General features: G+C 53.6%; 21 protein-coding genes. 18 read left to right on the top strand and 3 right to left on the bottom strand.

What is annotated here, in order from left to right; genetic code table 11:
- The first annotated feature begins 62 nt into the window (after window positions 1-62).
- The 3 genes from A8710_RS05285 to A8710_RS05275 are packed head-to-tail and all read left to right on the top strand — an operon-like array spanning window position 63 to window position 3,643.
- Window positions 63-278, top strand: a complete 216-nt coding sequence (locus A8710_RS05285) for a DUF2970 domain-containing protein (RefSeq protein ID WP_068858449.1) — start codon at window positions 63-65, stop codon at window positions 276-278.
- Between the two features lie 42 nt (window positions 279-320).
- On the top strand, window positions 321-2,465 hold the full coding sequence (gene ovoA, locus A8710_RS05280) for a 5-histidylcysteine sulfoxide synthase (RefSeq protein WP_068860604.1): 2,145 nt from the start codon (window positions 321-323) through the stop codon (window positions 2,463-2,465).
- Window positions 2,465-3,643, top strand: a complete 1,179-nt coding sequence (locus tag A8710_RS05275; RefSeq protein WP_068858448.1) for a MalY/PatB family protein — start codon at window positions 2,465-2,467, stop codon at window positions 3,641-3,643. Before ovoA ends, A8710_RS05275 begins: the two co-directional genes overlap by 1 nt.
- A gap of 10 nt (window positions 3,644-3,653) precedes the next feature.
- Here A8710_RS05275 and A8710_RS05270 read toward each other — a convergent pair whose 3' ends face one another.
- Complete coding sequence (locus tag A8710_RS05270; protein WP_068858447.1) at window positions 3,654-4,847, bottom strand: glutathione S-transferase family protein; 1,194 nt, start codon at window positions 4,845-4,847, stop codon at window positions 3,654-3,656.
- Between the two features lie 60 nt (window positions 4,848-4,907).
- Here A8710_RS05270 and A8710_RS05265 point away from each other — a divergent pair, with 60 nt between their 5' ends.
- From A8710_RS05265 to A8710_RS05240, 6 genes are all read left to right on the top strand, one after another.
- Window positions 4,908-5,189, top strand: coding sequence for a CopG family ribbon-helix-helix protein (locus A8710_RS05265; protein WP_068858446.1), 282 nt, complete (start codon window positions 4,908-4,910; stop codon window positions 5,187-5,189).
- A gap of 5 nt (window positions 5,190-5,194) precedes the next feature.
- A complete protein-coding gene (locus A8710_RS05260; protein ID WP_068858445.1) occupies window positions 5,195-5,467 on the top strand; it encodes a type II toxin-antitoxin system RelE/ParE family toxin in 273 nt (90 codons plus the stop codon).
- Window positions 5,468-5,503: 36 nt separating this feature from the next.
- Window positions 5,504-6,328: an SDR family NAD(P)-dependent oxidoreductase gene (locus A8710_RS05255; RefSeq protein ID WP_068858444.1), complete on the top strand. Its 825-nt coding sequence runs from the start codon at window positions 5,504-5,506 to the stop codon at window positions 6,326-6,328.
- Between the two features lie 119 nt (window positions 6,329-6,447).
- On the top strand, window positions 6,448-6,753 hold the full coding sequence (locus A8710_RS05250; RefSeq protein ID WP_068858443.1) for a toxin-antitoxin system TumE family protein: 306 nt from the start codon (window positions 6,448-6,450) through the stop codon (window positions 6,751-6,753).
- Complete coding sequence (locus A8710_RS05245; RefSeq protein WP_157686308.1) at window positions 6,713-7,078, top strand: HVO_A0114 family putative DNA-binding protein; 366 nt, start codon at window positions 6,713-6,715, stop codon at window positions 7,076-7,078. Before A8710_RS05250 ends, A8710_RS05245 begins: the two co-directional genes overlap by 41 nt.
- Before the next feature lie 89 nt (window positions 7,079-7,167).
- Window positions 7,168-8,436, top strand: a complete 1,269-nt coding sequence (locus tag A8710_RS05240; RefSeq protein ID WP_068858441.1) for a hypothetical protein — start codon at window positions 7,168-7,170, stop codon at window positions 8,434-8,436.
- Window positions 8,437-9,088: 652 nt separating this feature from the next.
- Here the strand turns inward: A8710_RS05240 and A8710_RS05235 are convergent.
- Window positions 9,089-12,913 (bottom strand): hypothetical protein, encoded by a 3,825-nt coding sequence (locus tag A8710_RS05235; RefSeq protein ID WP_068858440.1) that lies wholly within the window; start codon window positions 12,911-12,913, stop codon window positions 9,089-9,091.
- A gap of 376 nt (window positions 12,914-13,289) precedes the next feature.
- Here A8710_RS05235 and A8710_RS05230 point away from each other — a divergent pair, with 376 nt between their 5' ends.
- The 3 genes from A8710_RS05230 to A8710_RS05215 all read left to right on the top strand — a co-directional run bounded on the left by A8710_RS05230 (window position 13,290) and on the right by A8710_RS05215 (window position 16,266).
- Window positions 13,290-14,462, top strand: a complete 1,173-nt coding sequence (locus A8710_RS05230; RefSeq protein ID WP_068858439.1) for an AlbA family DNA-binding domain-containing protein — start codon at window positions 13,290-13,292, stop codon at window positions 14,460-14,462.
- A 313-nt stretch (window positions 14,463-14,775) separates the two neighbouring features.
- The gene (locus A8710_RS05225) at window positions 14,776-15,420 is read left to right on the top strand and encodes a DUF4145 domain-containing protein (RefSeq protein WP_068858438.1); all 645 of its coding nucleotides are present in this window, start codon (window positions 14,776-14,778) and stop codon (window positions 15,418-15,420) included.
- A 354-nt stretch (window positions 15,421-15,774) separates the two neighbouring features.
- On the top strand, window positions 15,775-16,266 hold the full coding sequence (locus tag A8710_RS05215) for a hypothetical protein (protein ID WP_068858436.1): 492 nt from the start codon (window positions 15,775-15,777) through the stop codon (window positions 16,264-16,266).
- Between the two features lie 161 nt (window positions 16,267-16,427).
- On the opposite strand, the gene A8710_RS05210 is transcribed toward A8710_RS05215, so the two are convergent.
- Complete coding sequence (locus A8710_RS05210; RefSeq protein ID WP_068858435.1) at window positions 16,428-16,982, bottom strand: hypothetical protein; 555 nt, start codon at window positions 16,980-16,982, stop codon at window positions 16,428-16,430.
- Window positions 16,983-17,304: 322 nt separating this feature from the next.
- Between A8710_RS05210 and umuD the strand changes: the two genes are divergently transcribed.
- The 6 genes from umuD to A8710_RS12205 all read left to right on the top strand — a co-directional run bounded on the left by umuD (window position 17,305) and on the right by A8710_RS12205 (window position 20,400).
- The gene (gene umuD, locus A8710_RS05205; protein ID WP_068858434.1) at window positions 17,305-17,760 is read left to right on the top strand and encodes a translesion error-prone DNA polymerase V autoproteolytic subunit; all 456 of its coding nucleotides are present in this window, start codon (window positions 17,305-17,307) and stop codon (window positions 17,758-17,760) included.
- Entirely contained in the window at window positions 17,757-19,028 is a 1,272-nt protein-coding gene (locus tag A8710_RS05200; RefSeq protein WP_068858433.1) for a Y-family DNA polymerase, read from the top strand. The genes umuD and A8710_RS05200 overlap by 4 nt, the downstream gene beginning before the upstream one ends.
- 54 nt (window positions 19,029-19,082) lie before the next feature.
- Window positions 19,083-19,445, top strand: a complete 363-nt coding sequence (locus A8710_RS05195) for a DUF3024 domain-containing protein (RefSeq protein WP_068858432.1) — start codon at window positions 19,083-19,085, stop codon at window positions 19,443-19,445.
- Window positions 19,446-19,476: 31 nt separating this feature from the next.
- The gene (locus A8710_RS05190) at window positions 19,477-19,818 is read left to right on the top strand and encodes a hypothetical protein (RefSeq protein WP_157686306.1); all 342 of its coding nucleotides are present in this window, start codon (window positions 19,477-19,479) and stop codon (window positions 19,816-19,818) included.
- A 31-nt stretch (window positions 19,819-19,849) separates the two neighbouring features.
- On the top strand, window positions 19,850-20,152 hold the full coding sequence (locus A8710_RS05185) for an MbcA/ParS/Xre antitoxin family protein (RefSeq protein ID WP_068858430.1): 303 nt from the start codon (window positions 19,850-19,852) through the stop codon (window positions 20,150-20,152).
- A 101-nt stretch (window positions 20,153-20,253) separates the two neighbouring features.
- Complete coding sequence (locus A8710_RS12205) at window positions 20,254-20,400, top strand: hypothetical protein (RefSeq protein WP_157686304.1); 147 nt, start codon at window positions 20,254-20,256, stop codon at window positions 20,398-20,400.
- Window positions 20,401-20,865: the final 465 nt, after the last annotated feature.

Raw genomic sequence — 20,865 nt, 5'->3', positions numbered from 1 at the left:
ATAAAAGTCACAGCGTTTCAACGGCAGTCTTTTTATCATCCGGATTAACGCGGAGTCGCCACATGAGTAATGAAGCTCCAAAAACCACCCCATTGAATGCTTTTGCCAGCGTCTTTCGGGCTTGGTTTGGCGTGCAAAGCGAAGCCAATCGCCAGCGTGACTTTGCCAGCACAGATGCCAAACCGTTCATCGCAGCGGGCATTATTTTTGCTATCGCCATGGTCATTGCGGTGATTGTGGTCGTTAACATAGTTTTGTCCGCTACAAATCCCACTTAAGTTCTGTATACGATGTCATCAGTTTATTCTTGGATGACCGCCATGTTGGCCGAACGCTTCCCGCACACTGCGACTTTCTTCACGCGCACACCCGCCCTTCAAGGCGCTTCACCGGATGTCGTGCGTGCGGAAATTCGTCAATACTTTATCGACACCTTTGACCGCTACGAGCAACTGTTCGAAGTGCTGTCCTGCGACGAGTCATATTACAAAAAGCCCATTTCGTTGCGTCATCCGCTCATTTTTTACTTCGGCCACACAGCGACCTTTTTCATTAATAAGCTCTTGCTAGCTCACCTAGTGAGCCAGCGCATTAACGCCCGCTTCGAATCCATTTTTGCTGTCGGCGTGGATGAAATGAGCTGGGACGATCTGAACGATGCCCACTACGACTGGCCGAGCGTGGCGGAAGTAAAAGCCTATCGCGATGCGGTACGCAAAACTGTTCTGGAGGTTATTGATACCGCCGCATTGAGCCTGCCCATTGATTGGCAGAATCCGTGGTGGGCGGTCATCATGGGTATCGAGCACGAGCGCATTCATTTGGAAACCTCGTCTGTACTCATGCGCCAGCATGCCTTAGCGTTTGTAAAACCGCACGCCGCTTGGCAGCCCTGTCGCGAATCGGGTTTGGCGCCGTTAAACCAACTGATTCCGGTTGCAGCTGGCGACGTTGTTTTGGGAAAAGCTTTCAACGACCCAATCTACGGTTGGGATAACGAGTACGGCCAGCATCGTGCAAGCGTCGCCTCGTTTGAGGCAGCGCAGTATCTGGTCAGCAATCAGGAATTTCTGGCCTTTGTAGAAGCCGGTGGCTACCAAGAAGATCGTTTTTGGAGCGAGGAAGGCTTGAATTGGCGCCGCTATTCCCGCGCTGAACATCCCACGTTCTGGCTACGTCACCCCACCGCTACCGGCATGACATGGCAACTCAGGTTAATGGCCGAAGTGGTTGATATGCCCTGGGACTGGCCTGTAGAAGTGAACTATCTGGAAGCGAAAGCATTTTGCCAATGGCAAAGCGAACAGCTTGGTCGTTCGGTGCGCTTGCCCACCGAAGACGAATGGCAGCGACTCTATTCGGTTTCGGGAGCAACAGAGGTCTGCCGCACCAGAGCCGCAGACAGCAATCGCCATCTCGATCACTACGCATCGTCTTGCCCCGTGACGCAGTTCCGCCAGGGCGACTTTTATGATGTCACGGGCAATGTCTGGCAATGGACAGAAACGCCGACCTACCCCTTTGACGGGTTTGATGTACACCCCATTTATGATGACTTCACCACACCCACCTTTGATGAGCGCCACAATCTCTTAATGGGTGGCTCGTGGATATCCTGCGGTAACGAAACCCGCCGCAGCGCCCGCTATGCTTTCCGCCGACATTTCTTTCAACATGCCGGCTTCCGTTATGTTGTATCCGAGACCCCCATGACTCAAACCGCTGCTTACTACGAAACTGACAAACAACTCTCGGAATACGCTGAGTTTCACTACGGCGACGAATACTTTGGCGTGCCGAACTTCCCCAAGGCCCTTGCCCAAATCGCACTCGCGGCCACTCAAGGAAAGCCACGCCGCAGCGCCCTAGATCTCGGCTGTGCGACCGGTCGCGCCACCTTTGAGCTGGCTCGCGAATTCGACCAAGTGACCGGCATTGATTTCTCAGCGCGGTTCATTGGCCTCGGGGTTCAGCTCGCTGAACAAGGCGTTACCCGCTATACCCTGCCCGATGAAGGTGAACTGGTCAGTTACAAGACACGTCAGCTCAGCGACCTCGGCTTAGATGCTATCCGGAACAAGGTCAGCTTCAGCCAAGGCGATGCCTGTAACCTGAAGCCACAGCACAGCGGTTATGACCTGATTTTGGCCGCCAACCTCATTGACCGCCTCTACGACCCCGCGCTGTTCTTGAGCCATGTGCACGAGCGCCTGCAACTCGGTGGCGTGCTCATGCTGACTTCGCCCTACACCTGGCTGGCCGATCACACGCCTCGTGAAGCCTGGGTTGGCGGCTTCAAAAAGGACGGTGAAAGTTTCACCACGCTGGATGGCCTGCACGCGTTGCTTGGAAAGCACTTCCGTTTGATGCAACCCGCTCAAGACGTGCCTTTTGTGATTCGTGAAACACGCCGAAAGCATCAGCACACGTTGGCCGAAGTAACACTCTGGGAGCGCATTGCTTAATGAACGACCAGCGCGTCGACTTCGATACCCCGATTTCGCGCGCAGGCACGCATAGCGAAAAATACGAAGGCCGTGCGCGCATCTTTGGTACCGACGCGGTGCAACCTCTGTGGGTAGCCGACATGGACTTTGCCGCGCCGCCCGCCGTGACCGCCGCACTGATTGCCCGTGCGCAGCACCCGATTTACGGTTACACCGATGCGCCCCACAGCCTCTATGAGGCGATTCAGCAGTGGTTGCAACAGCGCCACCAGTGGTCTGTAGCGCGCGAAGATATCCTGCTGACTGCTGGCGTGGTCGGTTCGCTGCATGCGGCGGCACTCGCTTTTGCGGGTTCCGGTGAAGGTGTCATCGTGCAGCCGCCGGTTTACTTCCCCTTCTTCTCGGCCGTGACACGTAGCGATCGACGCCTCCTGCTCAATCCCTTGATAGAACAGGACGGCCACTGGCAAATCGACTTCGAGCATCTCGAACACTGTGCTTCCGATGGTGCTAAGGCCCTGCTTTTCTGCTCGCCGCATAATCCCGTCGGCCGCGTCTGGCGGCGTGAGGAGCTGGAACACATCCTCGACATTGCCCGCCGCCACAATCTGGTCATCTTCAGTGATGAAATCCATGCCGACCTGATCTACCCGCATCAGCGTCATATCCCGCTGGCAACTCTGGCACTGCCCGGCGATCGTATTGTCACCGCCATGGCGCCGAGCAAAACCTTCAACCTGCCTGGCCTTGGCTTGTCCTACCTGATCAGCAGCGACCCCATCCTGCGCAATGAACTGCGCGAGGTACTTGCAGGGCTTCATGTCGGCAACAGCAACCCTTTCAGTCTGACGGCGGCCGAAGCCGCCTATCGTCATGCCGGCGACTGGCTGGATCAGCTCATGGCCTATCTGCACGAGACCCAGCAGGCTGTAACGCAGCTACTGACCATCGAGCTACCCAAAATTAGGGTCGTTCCCCCTGAAGGCACCTATTTGCTTTGGCTTGATTGTCGCGGGCTGGGCTTAGACGATGGTGAGTTGCAGCGCTTTTTTGCTCATGAGGCAGGCTTGGGCCTTAGCGCCGGCACCGTCTTCGGGCATGGCGGTAGTGGCTATATGCGCTTAAATATTGGGGCACCACGATCGGAAATTATGGCGGCGATGCGGAAGTTGGTGGCAGCCTGGCAGCAGCGCTGAGCCTGACGTCTCACCTCACTGAGGTGAGCATTGCCTCTGCAATACCCTGAAGTGCAACATGATGACGCGCCACCTCCGACAACGCCCGCCACTCCTCTACCCGCTGCCGCCAGACTTTAGCCTGAAAGGATTTGGCCACATGACAAAACTCATGACCGTCAATCTCGCCAAAATACAGCGCCCGACCAGCATCAAAAGCGCGCTCGTTAAACATCACCTCGCCCTGTGCCCGCCAGCGCTCATAAGACAATAGATTCTGCTGCATCAGCGGTACAAATACGCGACTGATCTCGGCCAGCAGCGGTGCCAGTGCCGCATCAATCTGCAGCTCGCCGCCGGCTTGCAGCAGCGTCACATCGCCGCGATGGAGGCGCTGCAGCCAAGCATGCAGCGCCGGTGCACGCGACTGCATCCAGCGGCACGCCGACGGGTCGCTCAGGTTCATGCCGAGTTGACCGTACAGCGCTGCATCCGCCAGCGTCATGCGCTCGCCAAGGATGAAACGGCGCTGGCTCAACAGCGTGTCGAGAATAGTGATAAGCCGCTCGAAGGCATCTTCCAGCAAGGCATGTGTGGCCGGAAAGCCCGGTCGTGACGGCGGCTGCACACCGGCCGGCATGCCCGCCAGCTGAAAGCCCTCGGGGGCCACGCTGAACAGATACGGCAGACGCTCGGTCTGCCGGCGCTGCCAGCGCGCCATCACCGGCCGCTTCAGCAGCCCAGGAATGCCCAGCTCGCGCACCAGCCGTTCGCTGGCATCGTTATCCAGCGCCGACACCTTCCAGCGGTTGTGATGCACCATATACAAGCCGAACTCATCGGCATAATCGTCAATCAGCGCGGTCACAAAACGTGCCACCGGGTCGTCGGGCAATAAACGGCGCGCTGCTTCAGTTTGCTGATCAAACCACTCGGCGATGGCCGTGGAGTCGTACAGATTTCCGCCATCAGGCCCGAACAGGAAAGGCACTAGCGGGAATTCGTCGTCGGAGGTCATGCGTGGCCAGGTGAGCGGCAATACGCCGCGGGTGAGCAGCTCGCGGCGCAGAGAATAGCGAATGCGTTCTGCCGTCGTGCCCTGCTCCGGCAGCACCCGAAACGGCAAGCCGTAATATCGGCAAAGCAGGATAACCTTGAGCCCGAAGGGTGACAGCTCGGAGGTCCAGACGATCCAAGGAGCGTGGGTTTTCATGAGGCGGGGCATGTGGTTATCCTTGTAAGCTCGTGTTATTTTGCACTTATCCTGTAACACATGAGTAAAAGCATGACCGAAGCTACCTTCACTTTTCGTGTTGATAACGACCTTAAAACACAGTTTGCCGAGGCTGCCAAATCCAATGATCGCACGGGCGCTCAGCTGCTCCGCGAATTCATGCGTGACTTCGTCAGCAGCAAGCGGGCCGATGCTGAATACGATGCTTGGTTCAAGCGCCAGGTTCAAGCAGGTCTGGACTCTGCCAATGCGGGCCAGTTGATCTCTGCCGAGGTCGTGGAGGCTGAGTTTGCCGCACGGCGTGACGCAACCCGTCGAAAACTGAGGTCATAAGTCTCATGAAACTGGCATGGACGCCACAATCCCTTGAAGATCGCCGCACCATCTACGATTACATCGCTCACAGAAATGCAGGCGCTGCACTCGTACTCGATGAGTTGTTCTCCGCGCAACTGGCTCGACTGGTCGATCACCCTGAGTCAGGCCGAGCGGGACGGCTTGTCAGCACACGAGAGCTGGTCGTACACAAGAACTATGTCGTGATTTACGATCTCACGAATGCCGAGGTGAGAGTGTTGCGAATACTGCATAGCACCCGACAATGGCCGTGAACGCTCCCCTGAATCCACCCTCCAAAGAGATCCGACATGCCCAACGCCTTCGCCAATCAACACGCCCTCATCACCGGAGCCGGCTCCGGCATTGGCCGCGCCACCGCCCTGCTGCTTGGCCAGCTCGGTGCCAACCTGACGCTGTGTGACCGCAACCCCGTCGCGCTCCAGGAAACCGCCGACCTGCTCACCACCAAAGGTACGCGCGTCGATCAGGAGATCGTTGATGTTTCCGACTGGACCGCGATGCAGGCACTGGCCGATCGCATTCACGCCCGCCATGGCACGCTCGATGTGCTGGTCAACAACGCCGGCGTGGGCACAGCCGGACCATTTCTCGACACGCCCATCGAAGACTGGCAGTGGGTCATGGGCATCAATCTGATGGGCGTGGTGCATGGCTGCAAAGCCTTCGGCGCGCGCATGGCGGCAGACAAGCGCGGCCATATCGTCAATATCGCGTCGGCGGCGGGCTACTACGCGGCATCCGACATGTCGGCCTATTCCGCCAGCAAGCATGCCGTCATGGGCCTGACCGAGTCGCTGCGCCTGGAGATGGCTGTGCACGGCGTTGGCGTCAGCGCCATCTGCCCCGGCGTGATCAACACCAACATCGTCGCCGCCACGCGCATGCACGGCAGCACCGCAAAATCGCAGGACAAGCTGGTGGCGATCTACCAGAAGCGCAATTACGGCCCGGAGCATGTCGCCGAGGCCGTGGTCAGCGCCATCACTGGCAATCGCGCCGTGGTGCCGGTCAGCCCAGAGGCTTGGGCGCTCTATGCCGGCAAGCGTTTGCTGCCCGGCGTCATGGATGCCATGCAGCGCACCGCGTGGTTCCGCAAGTTGAAGCCTTCTTGAATCCAGGCTGGCCGTTCGCGAAAGCGCCAAAGTTGTACTAGAACATGCTTTGCTGAATACCGTTCAGCTCGCGCAACATTTTGTTGCTCGTATTGACAACACACGGAGGTGTTGCTTCAATGAACAACACAACAGCAACGCTGATTCTACGCGAACGACTCATTCTGGCCATCGGGCGTCATGTCGATTTGGTGATCTGGCAACTACCCTCGCCTGTGCGCGGCAGCCAGCATCACTACAAATACCGACTGGCTTATGTGGTGAATGATGTCTGCGTGTTGCGCTATGACAACGAAGCCGGCAAAGGCGATCACCGACACTGGCAACAGGTCGAAACGCCTTATCACTTCTCAAGCATCGGACAATTACGCGAGGACTTTCTTCATGACATCAAACAGTGGAATTTCCAGCACCGTGATCTTTGATATTCGCTCGCTGGATAGTGCTCTGGACAACTTTTCAGCCGCTTGGGCAGATGCCGTGCCGCAGACGCCGCGCATCAGCTTTGCGTCTGCCGAACTGATGTTCAAGACGCTAGGCGGTCGGCGCCTGGAGCTACTGCAATACATGGGCGGCAAGGGCGAGTTAGGCGTGCGCGAGCTGGCACGGCTAGCCGATCGTGATGTGCGAGCAGTTCATGCCGATGCCCAGCTACTAGCGCTCGCCGGTGTTATCGATCGCAGCGATGAAGGCAAGCTCAGTTTTCCCTATTTGACCATTCATGTCGATTTCCAGCTGCAGGTGGCCTGACCGACCGCCAGTCTCGCGCTTTCAGCCAATCATCCACGTCACGCCGATGGTAGCCTTTCGCTGACCCGCTAGTCACCGAGATACACACGATGGACCTTACCGCGCTTTGGCAGGAGCTTTATGCCCGCCCCGACTTCTGGGGCTTTGTCAGCATTCCTATCGTAGCCGCCGTGGTGACCTGGGCCCATGTCTGGTGGGCGGTAAAAATGATGATGTATCCCATTAACTACATCGGCATCCGCACGCCACGTCTGCGCAAGCTATTCGGCATCAACATCGACCTGCTCGGCTGGCAAGGCATCATCCCGCGCGGGGCGCGCCGGATGTCCGACATCGTGGTGGATAACGCCATCAGCAAGATGGGCTCCGTCAGCGACTTCGTGCGCCAGATGGAGCCCGAGAAAATTGGCAACTATGTGGCGCAGCATGTCAGCTCGCGCATCGAGGAATACACCGACGAGGCCATGACCGAGCGCAATGCAGTGTTCTGGGAAAACCTGCCGCCGCTGGTGCGCAAAGGTGTTTACCGTCACGTTCGAAACAACCTGCCAAAAGTGATGCAGCGATTGATTCATGCTGTGATCGACGACATTGATAACTTGGTGGATGTGAAGGAGATGTGCGGCCGCCAGCTCGAAGCCGACCGCGCCTTAGTCGTGCGCTTATTTAGCGAGGTTGGCGACGCTGAGTTCCGATTCATCGTGAACGTGAGCTTTTGGATTGGCCTAGGGTTTGGCCTGTTGCAAATGCTGTTGTTCTACTTCATTCCTTGGCACGGCATGTTGCCACTGTATGCGGCCGTGCTGGGTCTTGCCACCAACTGGCTGGCACTGGCGATGGTTTTTCGTCCGCTCAACCCCGTGCGTATCGGCCCATTCAGCTTTCAAGGCCTGTTCCTGCGCCGGCAAGCGGCTGTCTCGGACAAGTTCGCCGAGCTCTGCTCGCAGGAAATTCTCACCATTCACCGCTTCATGAGCGAAATGCTTATTGGTGAAAAGTCCGAACGCGCTCGCCGTCTTATCAAGCGCCACATCAGCACCCTAGTCGATGACTCGCCTATTGCCCGCAGTGGCGCACAAGTGATCATGGGCGCCACCGGTTATTCTGCGTTCAAGACACGCATTGCTGAACAGGGCGCAGCCTTTGCCCTGCAACCGTTGGCCAACAAGCAATTCAATCAGGAACGTTCAGCCGCATTGGCCGTATTACTGGCGGGAAAAATGAAAGAAATGACGCCTGGCGAATTTCAGGATTTGCTGCGCCCCGCCTTCCAGCAAGACGAGTGGATCCTACTCCTGCTAGGTGCAGTCACGGGCTTGATTGCGGGCACGGCACAGCTGTTGTTGGGCTTTGCCTGAGTCGAATGTTGCCAAGGCTCACCTCAGACAAGGCTCACCTCAGAATAGAAACCCCAGAATAGAAACCCCAGAATGCAAAAAGCCCCAGCAAACGCTGAGGCTTTTTGTTACCACAATATGGCTCCTCGAACTGGAATAGATTTCCATATCTAATACATTGAATAAATAGATATTTATTTATATTTAATTGTAAAAATACCCCTAATAATACCCCTAAAATATGAAGTGATTTAGACTTTCACAATTAAATAAAAACTTATGGTGTGGCCGAAGGCAGGTAGCTGTCCGCGCGCAGTGTGGGCAAGCGGGAGTGGGCTGTGGGAAGGCTGTGGACGGCGTCAGCCTTCCACAGGCTATCCATAGACCAATCCTGCGGCCTGCCCTTTAGGGCAGGTGTCCACGCGAGCATGGGCTGTCGCTGATTATGAGCACTGTCGGGCGAGGTTCACTGTAGGTTATGGCTGTGTTGTTTCATTCGACAGCCAATGCCAAGCCGGAATTCCAAACTTTCCCTCCGCGAAACTGTGCCGGGCTTACCGTTTTGCCATAAATATGTGCTTTGATTTTTAAACTAACCTAGCTGCTTTCGACCCGAAGCGGACGCACAGCCATAGGTACTCTTATGCTTGAGCTTCCAGTTCTCTAAGGGCCGTTACTCAAAGCGCTGTTCGCGTTTACTATCTTCTTCAGCCTCGCGTTCGCGCTCCCTTTGAATGATCTGTTCAAAAAGAGCCATTTTGGCTCTGACAAGAGCTTGAACTTGCACGTCAGGGTATTCAAGCAGCTCCGCGAAGGCCTTTGAGCGGTTCTCAAGAATAATGGCGCGTGATCCCGACCAACTATTGGGACAAGTATTTTCGAAGATGGTTTCGACCATGGCCAGCTTATTATCTGCCACCTTCAGGAGTGACTTGATGTGCTCACTAAGAGCTATTTTCTTGGAAGAGTCATCTGACATGTCACTTGGGTCGACTACGAAGTAGACGTGCGCTGCCTTAGCAGCCTTCATAAGACGCTCTTGGTCGCTACCGCACCACGCCAATACTCTGTCCAATGGTGCATCATTCAGAGATGGATTTTTTCTGTTTGTGTGCTCTCTGAATAACATATGCGCCAACCCGGCCTCACGGTCGTCGCCGTTGAAGACGGCGTCGAGGAATAGCTCTGGGTGCATCTTGATCAATGCCGTGATGATCTCAGGTAGCTCAAAAGAATAGAGACGGAATGAAGCAAAGCCCTCAAAGAGAAGATTAATGATCTCCTTGACCTCGTTTTCTGGTGCTGAGGCCGTTAGAGCTTCCTCTAGAACCCTATTAACTCCATGCAGCTGGGTGCGCTCTAGCTCGTTCCGGTGCATCGAAACGAGTCTGCGAATAGCCGCTCTAGCAATCATACGAAGCTCTTCACTCGGCGTGTACTCGTGATGCTCTTTCTTGTAGAAGCGCATGGACAGTATTCTGATTGTTGAAAGGCAGCCTTTATCCAGTTCGGAAATTGCACTAAGGAGAGCTGCCAACTGGCTATCACTCATCATTTCGTGTATTCGGCCATAACTAAGCCTCTCAAAGCGCAATGCCTCAAGAGCCTTCTTTTTTGCAAGCTCTAGCAGCCTCTGAAATACCCAAGGGGTAATCGGAACTATCGCCAAGAGGCTTACCGCATATGGTTTCAGCTCGGGAACTTCCAATGCTCTCTCAAGGAGCTGACGAGCTTGGTAAGGGTCGATGCCATGGACGCCTTTTAAGTAGCCGTCCAATAAAAGAAGGTTACTCCCTTCGGGTCGATTTTTCTTAAAGGACTCAACGAGGCGATTGAACATCGAAAGTCTTTCAGTGCTTCCGATAGCAAGGCCTTGCCCAAAGCAAGAAAGGGGTTGGACGTTTTTTGTCCAGAGCTTAGGCCCCAGTCGATCAAGATATTCCGGCTGGGCCGCTACGGCCTTCCCAAGACCTATTGCTTTATCGTAAATCTGACGATGTTGCTCTGGAAAGTCTTGATTGGGTCGTGCGATATGGTCCCATTCATCGACCAAGGCATAAGCCTCAATCTCAGAGTAGAGATCAGACGGTGCGGTTAGCCTCTCAAGCGACTCAAGCCGCGAAAGTAGCTCGGGTCCAAGCTCGTCACCATCGTAGTGAATGGTTTGCTTTATGGAAATCCATACCTCAGGCCATGTCCCGCCTTGCCCATGAACGTGAATGATCTGCTCAAGGACATCGAAACATCCAGCAAAGGACCATAGTCCACGGAAGTGACTTGCCAGCAACGACTTAGCCCAGTCGCAATCTCCCAATTGAGCCGAGCTCAGCATAGGTTGTAGTAATTGGATGTAGCCTACGTACCAAGCAATACACTCGTCATCAGTGCTGGGCAGCCAGCCCTGACCTCTCTTGCGCGCTCCGAAATGAAACGTGCCGAAAGAGCTCCAATGGTGTGCTTCGAAAGCAGAGTGCAGGAGCTTGCTAACGATCTCCCGATGTCTGGAGTTGCCTGAGAGGAGCAACTTTTGGACAAAGGCTTGCCGTCGTTCAGGCGTGGCCTCGGTTCCAGAAAGATGAAGCGAGAACAGGTGCTGCATCTGCTTGACGATGCTGTTGTTGTTCTCCCCATCTCGTTCTGTCTCGGCAAACTTCAGGAGTACATCTGCTGCACGATCGAATGTCTCGTCGTCGTAGGCAAGGTGGCAAAGAAGACTAACGAATGGAGTGAAACTCTCGTTTTCTCTCGAGGTGAACTGAGGATCTGCTGATGCGTGTTCAATTATTCGAAGTACGACGTCAGGAAAGATCGGTGCGATGTAGTTGAGCGAAGTCAGGTACTGTGCGTTGCAGGTGGCAATGTTGTGCAAGGGCGCGCCTGGTTTAATCCAAGAGAGCGCCAATTGTCGCGCGGCATCAGCATCGTGCAGGTAACCCAAGCGGTGGGCACACGATTGGAATAGACGGAAATTTTCGGGTTTAAATAGTTCGGCGTTGATGTCGTCAGGCGAGATGTTCTCGAGTGCTCGCTTGGCCAGGCGGTTAGCTAGTGCGTGCGGGAGAACCGCTTGCCAGCTTCCACGTCGCTGCGCTATTTGGCGACGGAATAGTTCGCCTTGGTCTCGGTATAGAGACTGCCGAGTCACGCCGGCGATGGCGCCCAAAGTGCTTAGCTCGTCATGCCGCTCAGAGCGGGAAATATTGAAGGAGTACACAAGAGCCAATACCTCTGCGCTATGCAGCAGTTCTGGGGAGCTCTCCTTTCGTTGGGAGAACAGCCGCCTGAAAAGGTCTTCATCAGAGAAGTTGGACAGCGTCTCGTCTGCATTCACCCGGCTGGCAAGTGCCAGCGCAACGCGCGCGTTTCCGCCAGCGAATTCGGCGATCCGGTCGGCATTGATGCGGCCTAGGTCGGGGAATCGTTTTTGGGTCAGCAAGGAAACAGTCTTTTCGCTGGTCGGCTCAAGGTGGATGACTTCTGTTTCTTCGGGCTTGTCTTCGGAGATGTCATATTCAATGGTGAGAAGGCGCAACTTGGCGCCGCTTTCTGCGACCTGCTTCTGAAGGCCTCGATGTACGTCAGGTGGGCAGTTGTCCAACACCAGATAAGTAGCGAAATCATGGACTATTAGATAAGTAACTAGCTCCGACGCTGTGGGGGTGAGGTCATTGCCGAGATCGGCGTAGATAGCATCACTTGCAGGTAGCTCCTCACACCCAACATTAGGCTCGAATAGCGCTTGCGCGAATCGGGTCTTGCCGACGCCTGAAAGTCCGGTAATTCGTACGGTACTTCCTGGCTTCCTAAGCCTGTCACGAGCTAGCTGTATTCCTTCTGCAATGGATTTTGGCTCCTTTGCGCGGGAGTTCATATCGATAACACAAGGGTGGTCGTCTAAGAGGAATTCGTCATCTTGGCCGGGAGGTGTAGCAGCCCATCGGCCATAAGGCCTCCAGCTAGCCAAAGGCTTCCCCAAGCGTGAGCGAACCCAGAGGGCAACACAGGGGTGCCGTCTCAACCATACTGCAAGGCGGTCTGGTCCATAAAAGTCCAGATGCAAGTCGTCCTTGTTTTGCAGAGAGGCGATCGCCTCCTTCATGCCGGTCAGGCGCTCGGATAGCATTGTTTCAGAGCAACTGTCTCTGCCGCTGACGATGATATATGCACCCTTCCGTGCTGCTAGATCCTCAATTATCGCTCTGGGCTTTCCGTCCTCCACCATCTCCTTCTTGCATGCTGACTTGCTCATTGAGTACTTCTTGACTTGAAGCACCGTGTGTTCTCTAGGAACGAAGTTCGGATTGGAGATTCCATCGGCATTTTTTATGCGCACGTCCACCCCGCCATCGGCGGCTTCCTGAGCACCACCCCAAATGACGCAAGATGGTTGCATACCCTGCTGAATTAGCTCCGCTTCACACAAACGTGCGACGAGCTCGCGAAGGTCACCATCATTGAGAACGGAGATATCGGCAGCTGCGAGTTCAAAGAAGGTCATGTCGGGTTAGAAGTCAAAAACAAGTCTTCGGGATCAAAGCAGGGTGGGTCTACAAAGTCTATATATCCGCTATGGAAAAGCGTGTTAATGATTATTGAGTCTTACCTTACTTAAGCGACTGGTTAGGCAGGGATCGACCCGAAGCGGACGGATGCTTAGCGATACATCCAAGCTGGTTTTTCCGCTGGCAACGTGCTGGCATGCTCAGGATCAAAGGATTTGCGGTATTTGTCGGCAGGGAGTATTGTATTTTCTTCGCCAAAGCTTTGAAATACATGGCACTTTATCTCCTTCCTTCGCCTTATGCAGCAAGCAAAAAAATTATTACACCGCAGTGCTGCGGCATAAATTAAGTTAGCTTTCACGGGAAGGAACAGTGATATCCAAACCGCTTGACCTCATTACCGATCAAGACATCCTGGCACTGGTAGAGGCTGGTGCTGCTGAAAGTGCTGTGCTTGAGTATAAATCTCAGCTTCCCGGTAATTCTGACGGCGATAAGATTCGATTCATAGCTGAAGTTACCGCTTTTGCAAATACGCGAGGTGGGCTGTTACTTGTTGGTATCGAAGATGTCGAAGGATCGCCTCAAGCCATATCTGGGATTGGTGACGTAGATGTTGACGCTGAAATTTTGAGGCTCGATCAAATCTTGAGGTCTGGGGCATCTCCGCGTCTTCAATTCTCGATCAAGCCAATTGCAGTAGGTGATCTATCTGTGTTGGCTGTAGAAGTACCAAAGAGTTGGACGGGGCCGCATCTGATTTCTTTCAAGGAGCACTCGAAGTTTTACGGCCGGAACTCTGCAGGGAAATACCCCATGGACGTCTTCGAAATTCGGGATGCATTTCTATCGTCGGAAGCCATTCCAGCAAGAGCACGGCAGTTTCGGCTAGATAGAGCAAACAAAATCAACGAGCGCCACGAGCTTCCAGTTGAACTGTATGAGCGCTCGGTGTTGGCTATCCACCTAGTTCCACTAGCCTCTTTTGGGCCTGGCGGGGCGGGCATAATTGATACGGATACCTTGATCAACAGCATGCTTCGCCCGCCCGGTTCACGGGGCTGGAACAACCGGATCAATCTGGATGGGAAAGTCAATTATTCTGGCCGCGTTGGTGAGCCGAGCTTGTCGTATGTGCAGCTGTTTAGAAATGGCTCCATAGAAGCTGCTGCATCGGTCGGATACCCTGACGAAAATGGAAACATTCTGATCTCTGGATCGTCGGTCGAGTCATATCTTAGGGAAGGGCTGGAGTCGTATCTGGATTTCTACTCCAACCAAAATGTTCCAGGGCCGTACTATTGCTTCATTACGTTGCTCGACGTTCTTGGGGCGCAGATTGGCCTCGATACTGTTTCGTTCCGTTTCGGGGAACCGCCAACTTCAGATAGAAGCATCGTGCTTCTGCCGGAATTGGTTATTGAGGGCGAGGTGGAAGATTTAATGAGGGCGCTTAGGCCAACGATTGATTTGATCTGGAATGCATTCGGCATGACCCAATCGCCCAATTTCGATGCGAATGGCAATTGGGCGCCGAGAAGGTGAAAGCTAACAAATCGTTGCACTGTACATTTGACCTGCTGCTAATAGTACTTCGCAAACACTGGTGTATCGCTGATGCCGTTCGAGATGCTGTGCGATACTTATAAGCTGGCTGCTCCGCTGGCAATGTTCTGGCATGCTCGGGAGCAACGAATTTGCGATATTTGCCGGCAGTGAGTGCTGCGCCTGCTTCATCAAGGCATTGGAAGCCTTGGACTCCCCCTTCGCGACCCCGCCTTATACAGCGCGTCGAATTTATTACACCGCACCACTGCGGTATAAACTAAGTTAGCCCCTTGAATATGGAGGTTCCGCAATGCAAAAAGAAATTCTCCAAAGAATTGAAGAGCTCGTAGCGCGAGGAAGGCAGGTGCTTTCCCGGGCAGGAGACAAATATTGGGTTGGTGACGTTATTGCGGCGCAGGCATGGATGTCGTCGGCTGCAAATGCGATCGTGCAAATCGCGCCGCCAGGCAGCTTCTACCAAGAGGAACTAGCGCGTCTTGTTAAGCTTCCGGATGTAAACGGTATCCAGACAGAAGTGCTTAGGAAGGTGCTTGGCGTTCTGGTATCAATCGAGGAGGAAGCGAAGAGTGGTTTGCTTGCCAAGATTGAGTATCAGATCTACGCAACAGCATTTGATGACTTCCTTGACCATGCTTCGCACTTCCATAGAGGCGGAAAAGTGAAAGAGTCGGCAATCCTTGCTTCTTCCGTCCTCGAAGATGTTGTGAAGCGAATTGCCAGAAAGCATGGCATAGAGGTTGAAGGTAAGACCTTGGAGCCTTTAATCGACGACCTTACAAAGGCGAATGTACTTACTCCAGTAAAGGCCAAGCGCGTTAAGTCCTTTGCGGGGGTCCGCAATCATGCTCTACACGCGGAATGGGACAAGCTTGACCTTAGAGATATTGGAAGCGCCATAGACGGCGTAAGAGAGCTGTTAGAAGGCTATCTGTAAGCAAGGGGGCTAACAAATCGCTGCCGGCCGCGCCCTGAGCTCACACGTTAGGTGTTATTAAATCTACTTTTTGAGAGGCATCGATGAGTCACAAATACATTGGCACCGCAACAATAGATCACCAAGTAACTAGCATTAGAAAATACGAAAATGGCTCTTATACGGTTGAGGTTAACGGAGATCTCATATATTCATCCTGGTCCCTCCAAGATTTAGAGAAAAAGCTCGATAACGACTGCGTTAAACACAACGTTGTCGACAGAAGCTGAAATGTTGTTGTATCGCCATCATTTAACAAGAAACTCAAGCGGACGGGGCTACTCCCGCCGCTTAACTTGAGCGTTAGACATTCCAATGGACATCAATAACGATCCGCTAGACAAAGCAGGCTACTGTCCGCCCGAGGATGTATGGAACGGAAGGCGGACTCAATTCCGCAATCTCGAGGCTGTTGCCGTTGGTGAAGGCAAGTACGGCCAAGATTCACACGATCAGCGGGAGACATTAGTTCAAGAACTAGAGCACGCCTACTGTGCAGGTGCTTGGCTCGCAACTGTTCTACTTGCCCAAGCCGTAATAGAAATAACGTTGGCATTTCATGGCTACGACACATCCAAGAAACGGGAAGATTTTCTGAAGAAATACGACTATGACGAAAGAGCAAACCGCTTGAGGCTACGGAGAAATGCCTTAGTTCACCGAAACGCTGATGATGATGTTGAAGTCAGTATTGAACAGGTGCTATTCGATCGTGAGACTTTGCGGCACGATGCAAAGAAAGCTGTCGCTCTCGCTCTTAATGTTGCATTTCTCGGACTCAAGTACCCCGATGCGTTCCGTGCCTAACCCTTCGGTCATCCGGACCTCCTGAGATCCAACAACCCAAAAAAATTGACAATGCAACGCCGACCGTTCTGCTTCGCTTCATTTTTAGTGACGCCTAGCGACCATGTTGAGGGACGGCGGCAACGCCATACCAGCCGCGAAACAGCGACTCGAACTGCTTGTTAGGGCGCTGGGATGAGAACATTTTTGACGAATTCCTCTGGCGTGCAAATGCCGCGGGCACCGAGCTTGACCAATGCGTCCTTGCGCTTCAAGAACCTTTGGTCAGATGTGATGAAATAGTCGCGATCGAACCTGATGTGGCCCCATATAGCGAAGACGTCACATCTAACGTTTCGTATCCTGCGTCGCTCCTTGTCGTTTTGGTCTGTGGAAAGAAAGTTGGGAAGATTTGGGAACAGCACAGCATGTATTCGGGTATCAAGGTCAAACCCCTCTGCGTCTATAATCGAGCTCTCCCACAAGCCCATCTCCCAGTCGAGCGGATAATCGAGCAGCGTTGGATTGTCGAGTCCCCCCGTGGAGCAATCATGCAGGAATTGTTCCTCTGTTTGTGGGTGCTCGTCGCCGACCCGATACTCGACACGATTAGCCGCGGAAATTGCTATGGCAATGTTTCCATCCCGATGCGCTGTGAATATCGTGGCGACCAACGAAGACGTTGGCTCGATTTTGAGCGCGGCGATAAGGATGTTTCGATCAATGGTGATTAACATCGGAGTCAGAGTACCCTAACTTGGTTTATGCAGCGCCCATAGCTGCGTAGTGACATCAGGCTGCTGCATAACGTCGGAGGGAGAAGAAAGGCTTCAGCAGTTTCAACGGCTTGAAAAACCTGGCACAGCACTTTTTGCCGACCAATACTGCAACATCATCACAGCTTGAGCATGCCAGCGCTAAGCAATTCGGACAACCATCAATTAATAATGGTGTGAAAGACCCATGCGTCCGCTTCGGGTCGATTTCGGCCAATACCAGACTCACAATGATCGAACGACCCTGTTGACCACTGGGCTATCTCACCACGATACTGTTCTTATGATCAGTATCATTGGAAAGCCCCATCCCTCCCCGTGTACCTTGCGCCTCCCCTTGTTAGAGACGCTGATCCCTGCTGGATTTCCATCACCAGCGGCTGACTATGTGCAGAATGCCATCGATCTTCACGAGCGGCTGATCCACAACGTTCAGGCTACTTTCTTCGTGCGGGCGACTGGAGACTCCATGCGTGATGCCGGCATTGTGGATGGCTCCGTCCTAGTGGTTGATGCCTCTCGCCCACCCGAGTCGGGCCATATTGTTGTCGCCAGCATCGATGGCAAATATGTCGTGAAACGACTCAAAAAAGTTCGTGGCCAATTTGAGCTGCACTCGGAGAATGTCTTGGTGGCATATCCGGTGCTGCGCCCGAGCAGTGATCTGCAGATCTTTGGTGTGGTCACCAGCCACATCGTTGAGCATCTGAAGAAACCCACGAGGAAGGCAAAGCAATGAAGCCTATCTATGCCCTGGTGGATGCCAACAACTTCTACGCAACCTGCGAGAAGATCTTTGACCCTGCTTTGGCGACTCGGCCTTTAGTCGTGCTCTCCAATAACGATGGCTGCATCGTGGCGCGCTCAGCGGAATCGAAGGCCTTAGGCATTCCCATGGGGGCGCCCATTCATCAGTGGAAAGACTTTTGCACGGAGCATGGTGTGGTCATCAAGAGCTCGAATTACACACTCTATGGCGACATGAGCTCGCGGATGCTCTCGATCCTGCAGGACATGTGTCCTCAAGTTGAGAGCTACTCCATTGATGAGTCATTTTTGAACTTGGCAGGCTATGCCGATCCGAGTACCTACGGGTATTTGATTCGTCAGCGTCTCCAGCAGGACATCAAGGTGACCTGCGGTGTCGGCATTGGTCCAACGAAAACGTTATCAAAATTCGCCAATCACCTAGCCAAGAAAAATGCTGAGTTTGGTGGTGTGTTCAACACACTCGATCACACCCCTGAAGAGATGAACCGCTGGATGGCCGCCTACCCCGTGTCTGAAGTCTGGGGCGTTGGAAGGCAGCTCACAAAGCGCCTCGGTGTGGATGGGATTGAAACCGTACTCAATCTCGCGCGCTGCGATGGCGTCTCGATTCGCAAACGCTATGGCATCGTGCTCGAAAAGACGGTGCGTGAGTTACGTGGCGAGTCCTGCCTCAGCTTCGAGGATGTCGGCCAGCCCAAACAGCAGATCATGGCTTCACGCTCTTTTGGGACAACCGTGAGCGATCCACACGCGATCAAAGCCGCACTGACCCATCACATCAGCCGTGCAGCTGAAAAGCTGAGAGCACAGCAATCAGTCTGTGCGAATGTCTATGTGATGCTCAGAACCAATCCGTTCAGAGAACAAGATCAGCAGTATCGGCGCACCACCCTCGTACCGCTTGACCATGCCTCTGCCGATACTGGCGTTCTCATGAAGGCCGCTCTCAGAGGCCTGCGCCAGATCTTTGTGCCAGGCCTGAAATATCACAAATGTGGCGTCATGCTTGGCGAGATTGAGCCTGCAGGCATTCAGCAAACTGACCTGTTTGCGCCTGTCGATGATCCTAAGCGACTACGCTTGATGAGCCTGATGGATTCGATTAACAAGACCCAAGGCTCTGGCACTCTGCATCTCGCCAGCACACAACTCAGTGCCGCTTGGCAGATGCGCGCCGGTGATCGATCACCGCGCTACACCACCTGTTGGGACGAGCTACCGATTGCGTATGCCTGACTTACTGGGCTATCGCTATACTGACAATCCATGCCGAGATGGAGACTGGCAACCATGATGAGCTCACTGTTGCAGGCTCGAATTAAAGAGTTACTCGATACGCTGATGGCAGAGATTCGCCCCTTGCCTAGCGAGCGCTCTCGACTGGATTTCAGCTACCGACTGAACAGCGATGCCTTCATTTTGCAAAAGCACGCACGAGCAATGGATACTGAAATTCAAGTTCCTCAGCCAGTCTTAAAGGTCGTCCATGCTGAAGAGCCCGAAGGCTGGATGCTCTATCAACTCGATGCTGAGGGTCACTGGCAACCACACGCGGGCATGGTCTTTACCAGCGAATTGACGGATGTGATGGCAATGGCTCGATTGGTGGCAGGCGTTACTCAGCCACCGGTTAGCTTCGACATGGCAGGCTGATATGTGCAGCGGCATCGAATACGAGGGTCAAATGCATCTCTGGAAAGACCAAGAGGTACACCTTCCTGTTCGACTTCGCGATGGTTCGCTGAAGTGGATACGCTGGGGCGAGCGACACGGCGTGCAAAGCCCGTTCTTTCAAGGTCCGTGCGCACGGTTGGAGTCCATCAAAGAGCGCAAATGGAATCGCTTCAATCCACGCTCGGTCAAAATCGTGATGGACCGATACATGGAGCGCGACCTAAAGAACAAGCCCTACTGGGTGAAAGCCCCGGAGGGGGCTGTGCTTCAAGGATTGCTCGCGACCTGGGGAGATGAGCAACGCGTCTACGTTGTCACCATGGAAACGCCTGCTGAGTTTCAACATGTGTAGCCACGGTGGCCTCGTATTTTGGAGATGGAACATGCTGCATCAAATTGATGAAAACAAAGCCAAGATGGTGGCTCAACTCCTAAAGCATTGGCAGGCGGGCGAAGTCGCGGAGCAAGCCTGGCTATCGGACTACTGCGGTTCCCGGTATGACCAACTGCTGGAAATGCATGCGTGCCTACGCACACTCTTTCCGTACGACCGAGAACTTGGCTACAGCTGGGTCACTACCAATAACAGAGCCTTTGATGGGAGAACGCCGTTGAATGTCATGCTCAACGAACCCAATGGCATCGCACATGCTTTGCATTACTTACGCTGCGCGATGCAGCGTTGAGCCAGCCAGTCGGACCAAGGTAAGAAATATTTTTCAGGCTGACCTAGCGAACTAAGAAGTCGTGCTCTATCACTAGTGTGAACAATCACAGTGAGCTCGACATGACAGCACTAGAAGCAGCACAGCAAATTGCAGATATGAAAAAGCAGATAGCACTACTGGATACGAAAAAGTCAGAACTGATGGAACGTCTGGCCTACATGCAGCTGTTGTCGGTAATTTTCTTTGACGAGGCCGATGTCCAATAACGACCCGAAGCGGACTGATGGGGCTGTATCAGTATCACTCTGAAAAAGAACGATGCCTGCATGGAGTTTCTGGTGCAACCAAGGACATCAAAAAATATAGATGTAGAAGACTCCATGACAGAGTGGAAGGAATCGCAAGCCCCTTTTTACCCGGTGGCAACGATTCGTATCCCCAGCAGATTTTCGATACTCCGGCTCAAAACGAATTTTGTGAAAACCTTTCTTTTACACCGTGGTATGCCTTGCCTGCACATAGGCCACTCGCAGTAACAAAACGATTGCGCAAGGTAATTTATGACCACATAAGTTGAGTGAGACATGAGATGAACTCGACCAAAAGGCAAGAACCCCCAATAGGCGAGGTCTTTAGGGAGCATGGCCATGGCTGGCCAGCTCCTTACTCGATAGGAGTCCAACTAGCGTATTACGGTAATTTTTCAGAGCTCAAAAATAGTGGTTGAAACG

It is taken from the genome of Perlucidibaca aquatica (genome assembly GCF_001676655.1).
Taxonomy (GTDB): Bacteria; Pseudomonadota; Gammaproteobacteria; order Pseudomonadales; family Moraxellaceae; genus Perlucidibaca; species Perlucidibaca aquatica.
This window is presented reverse-complemented; position numbering and strand designations above follow the sequence as displayed.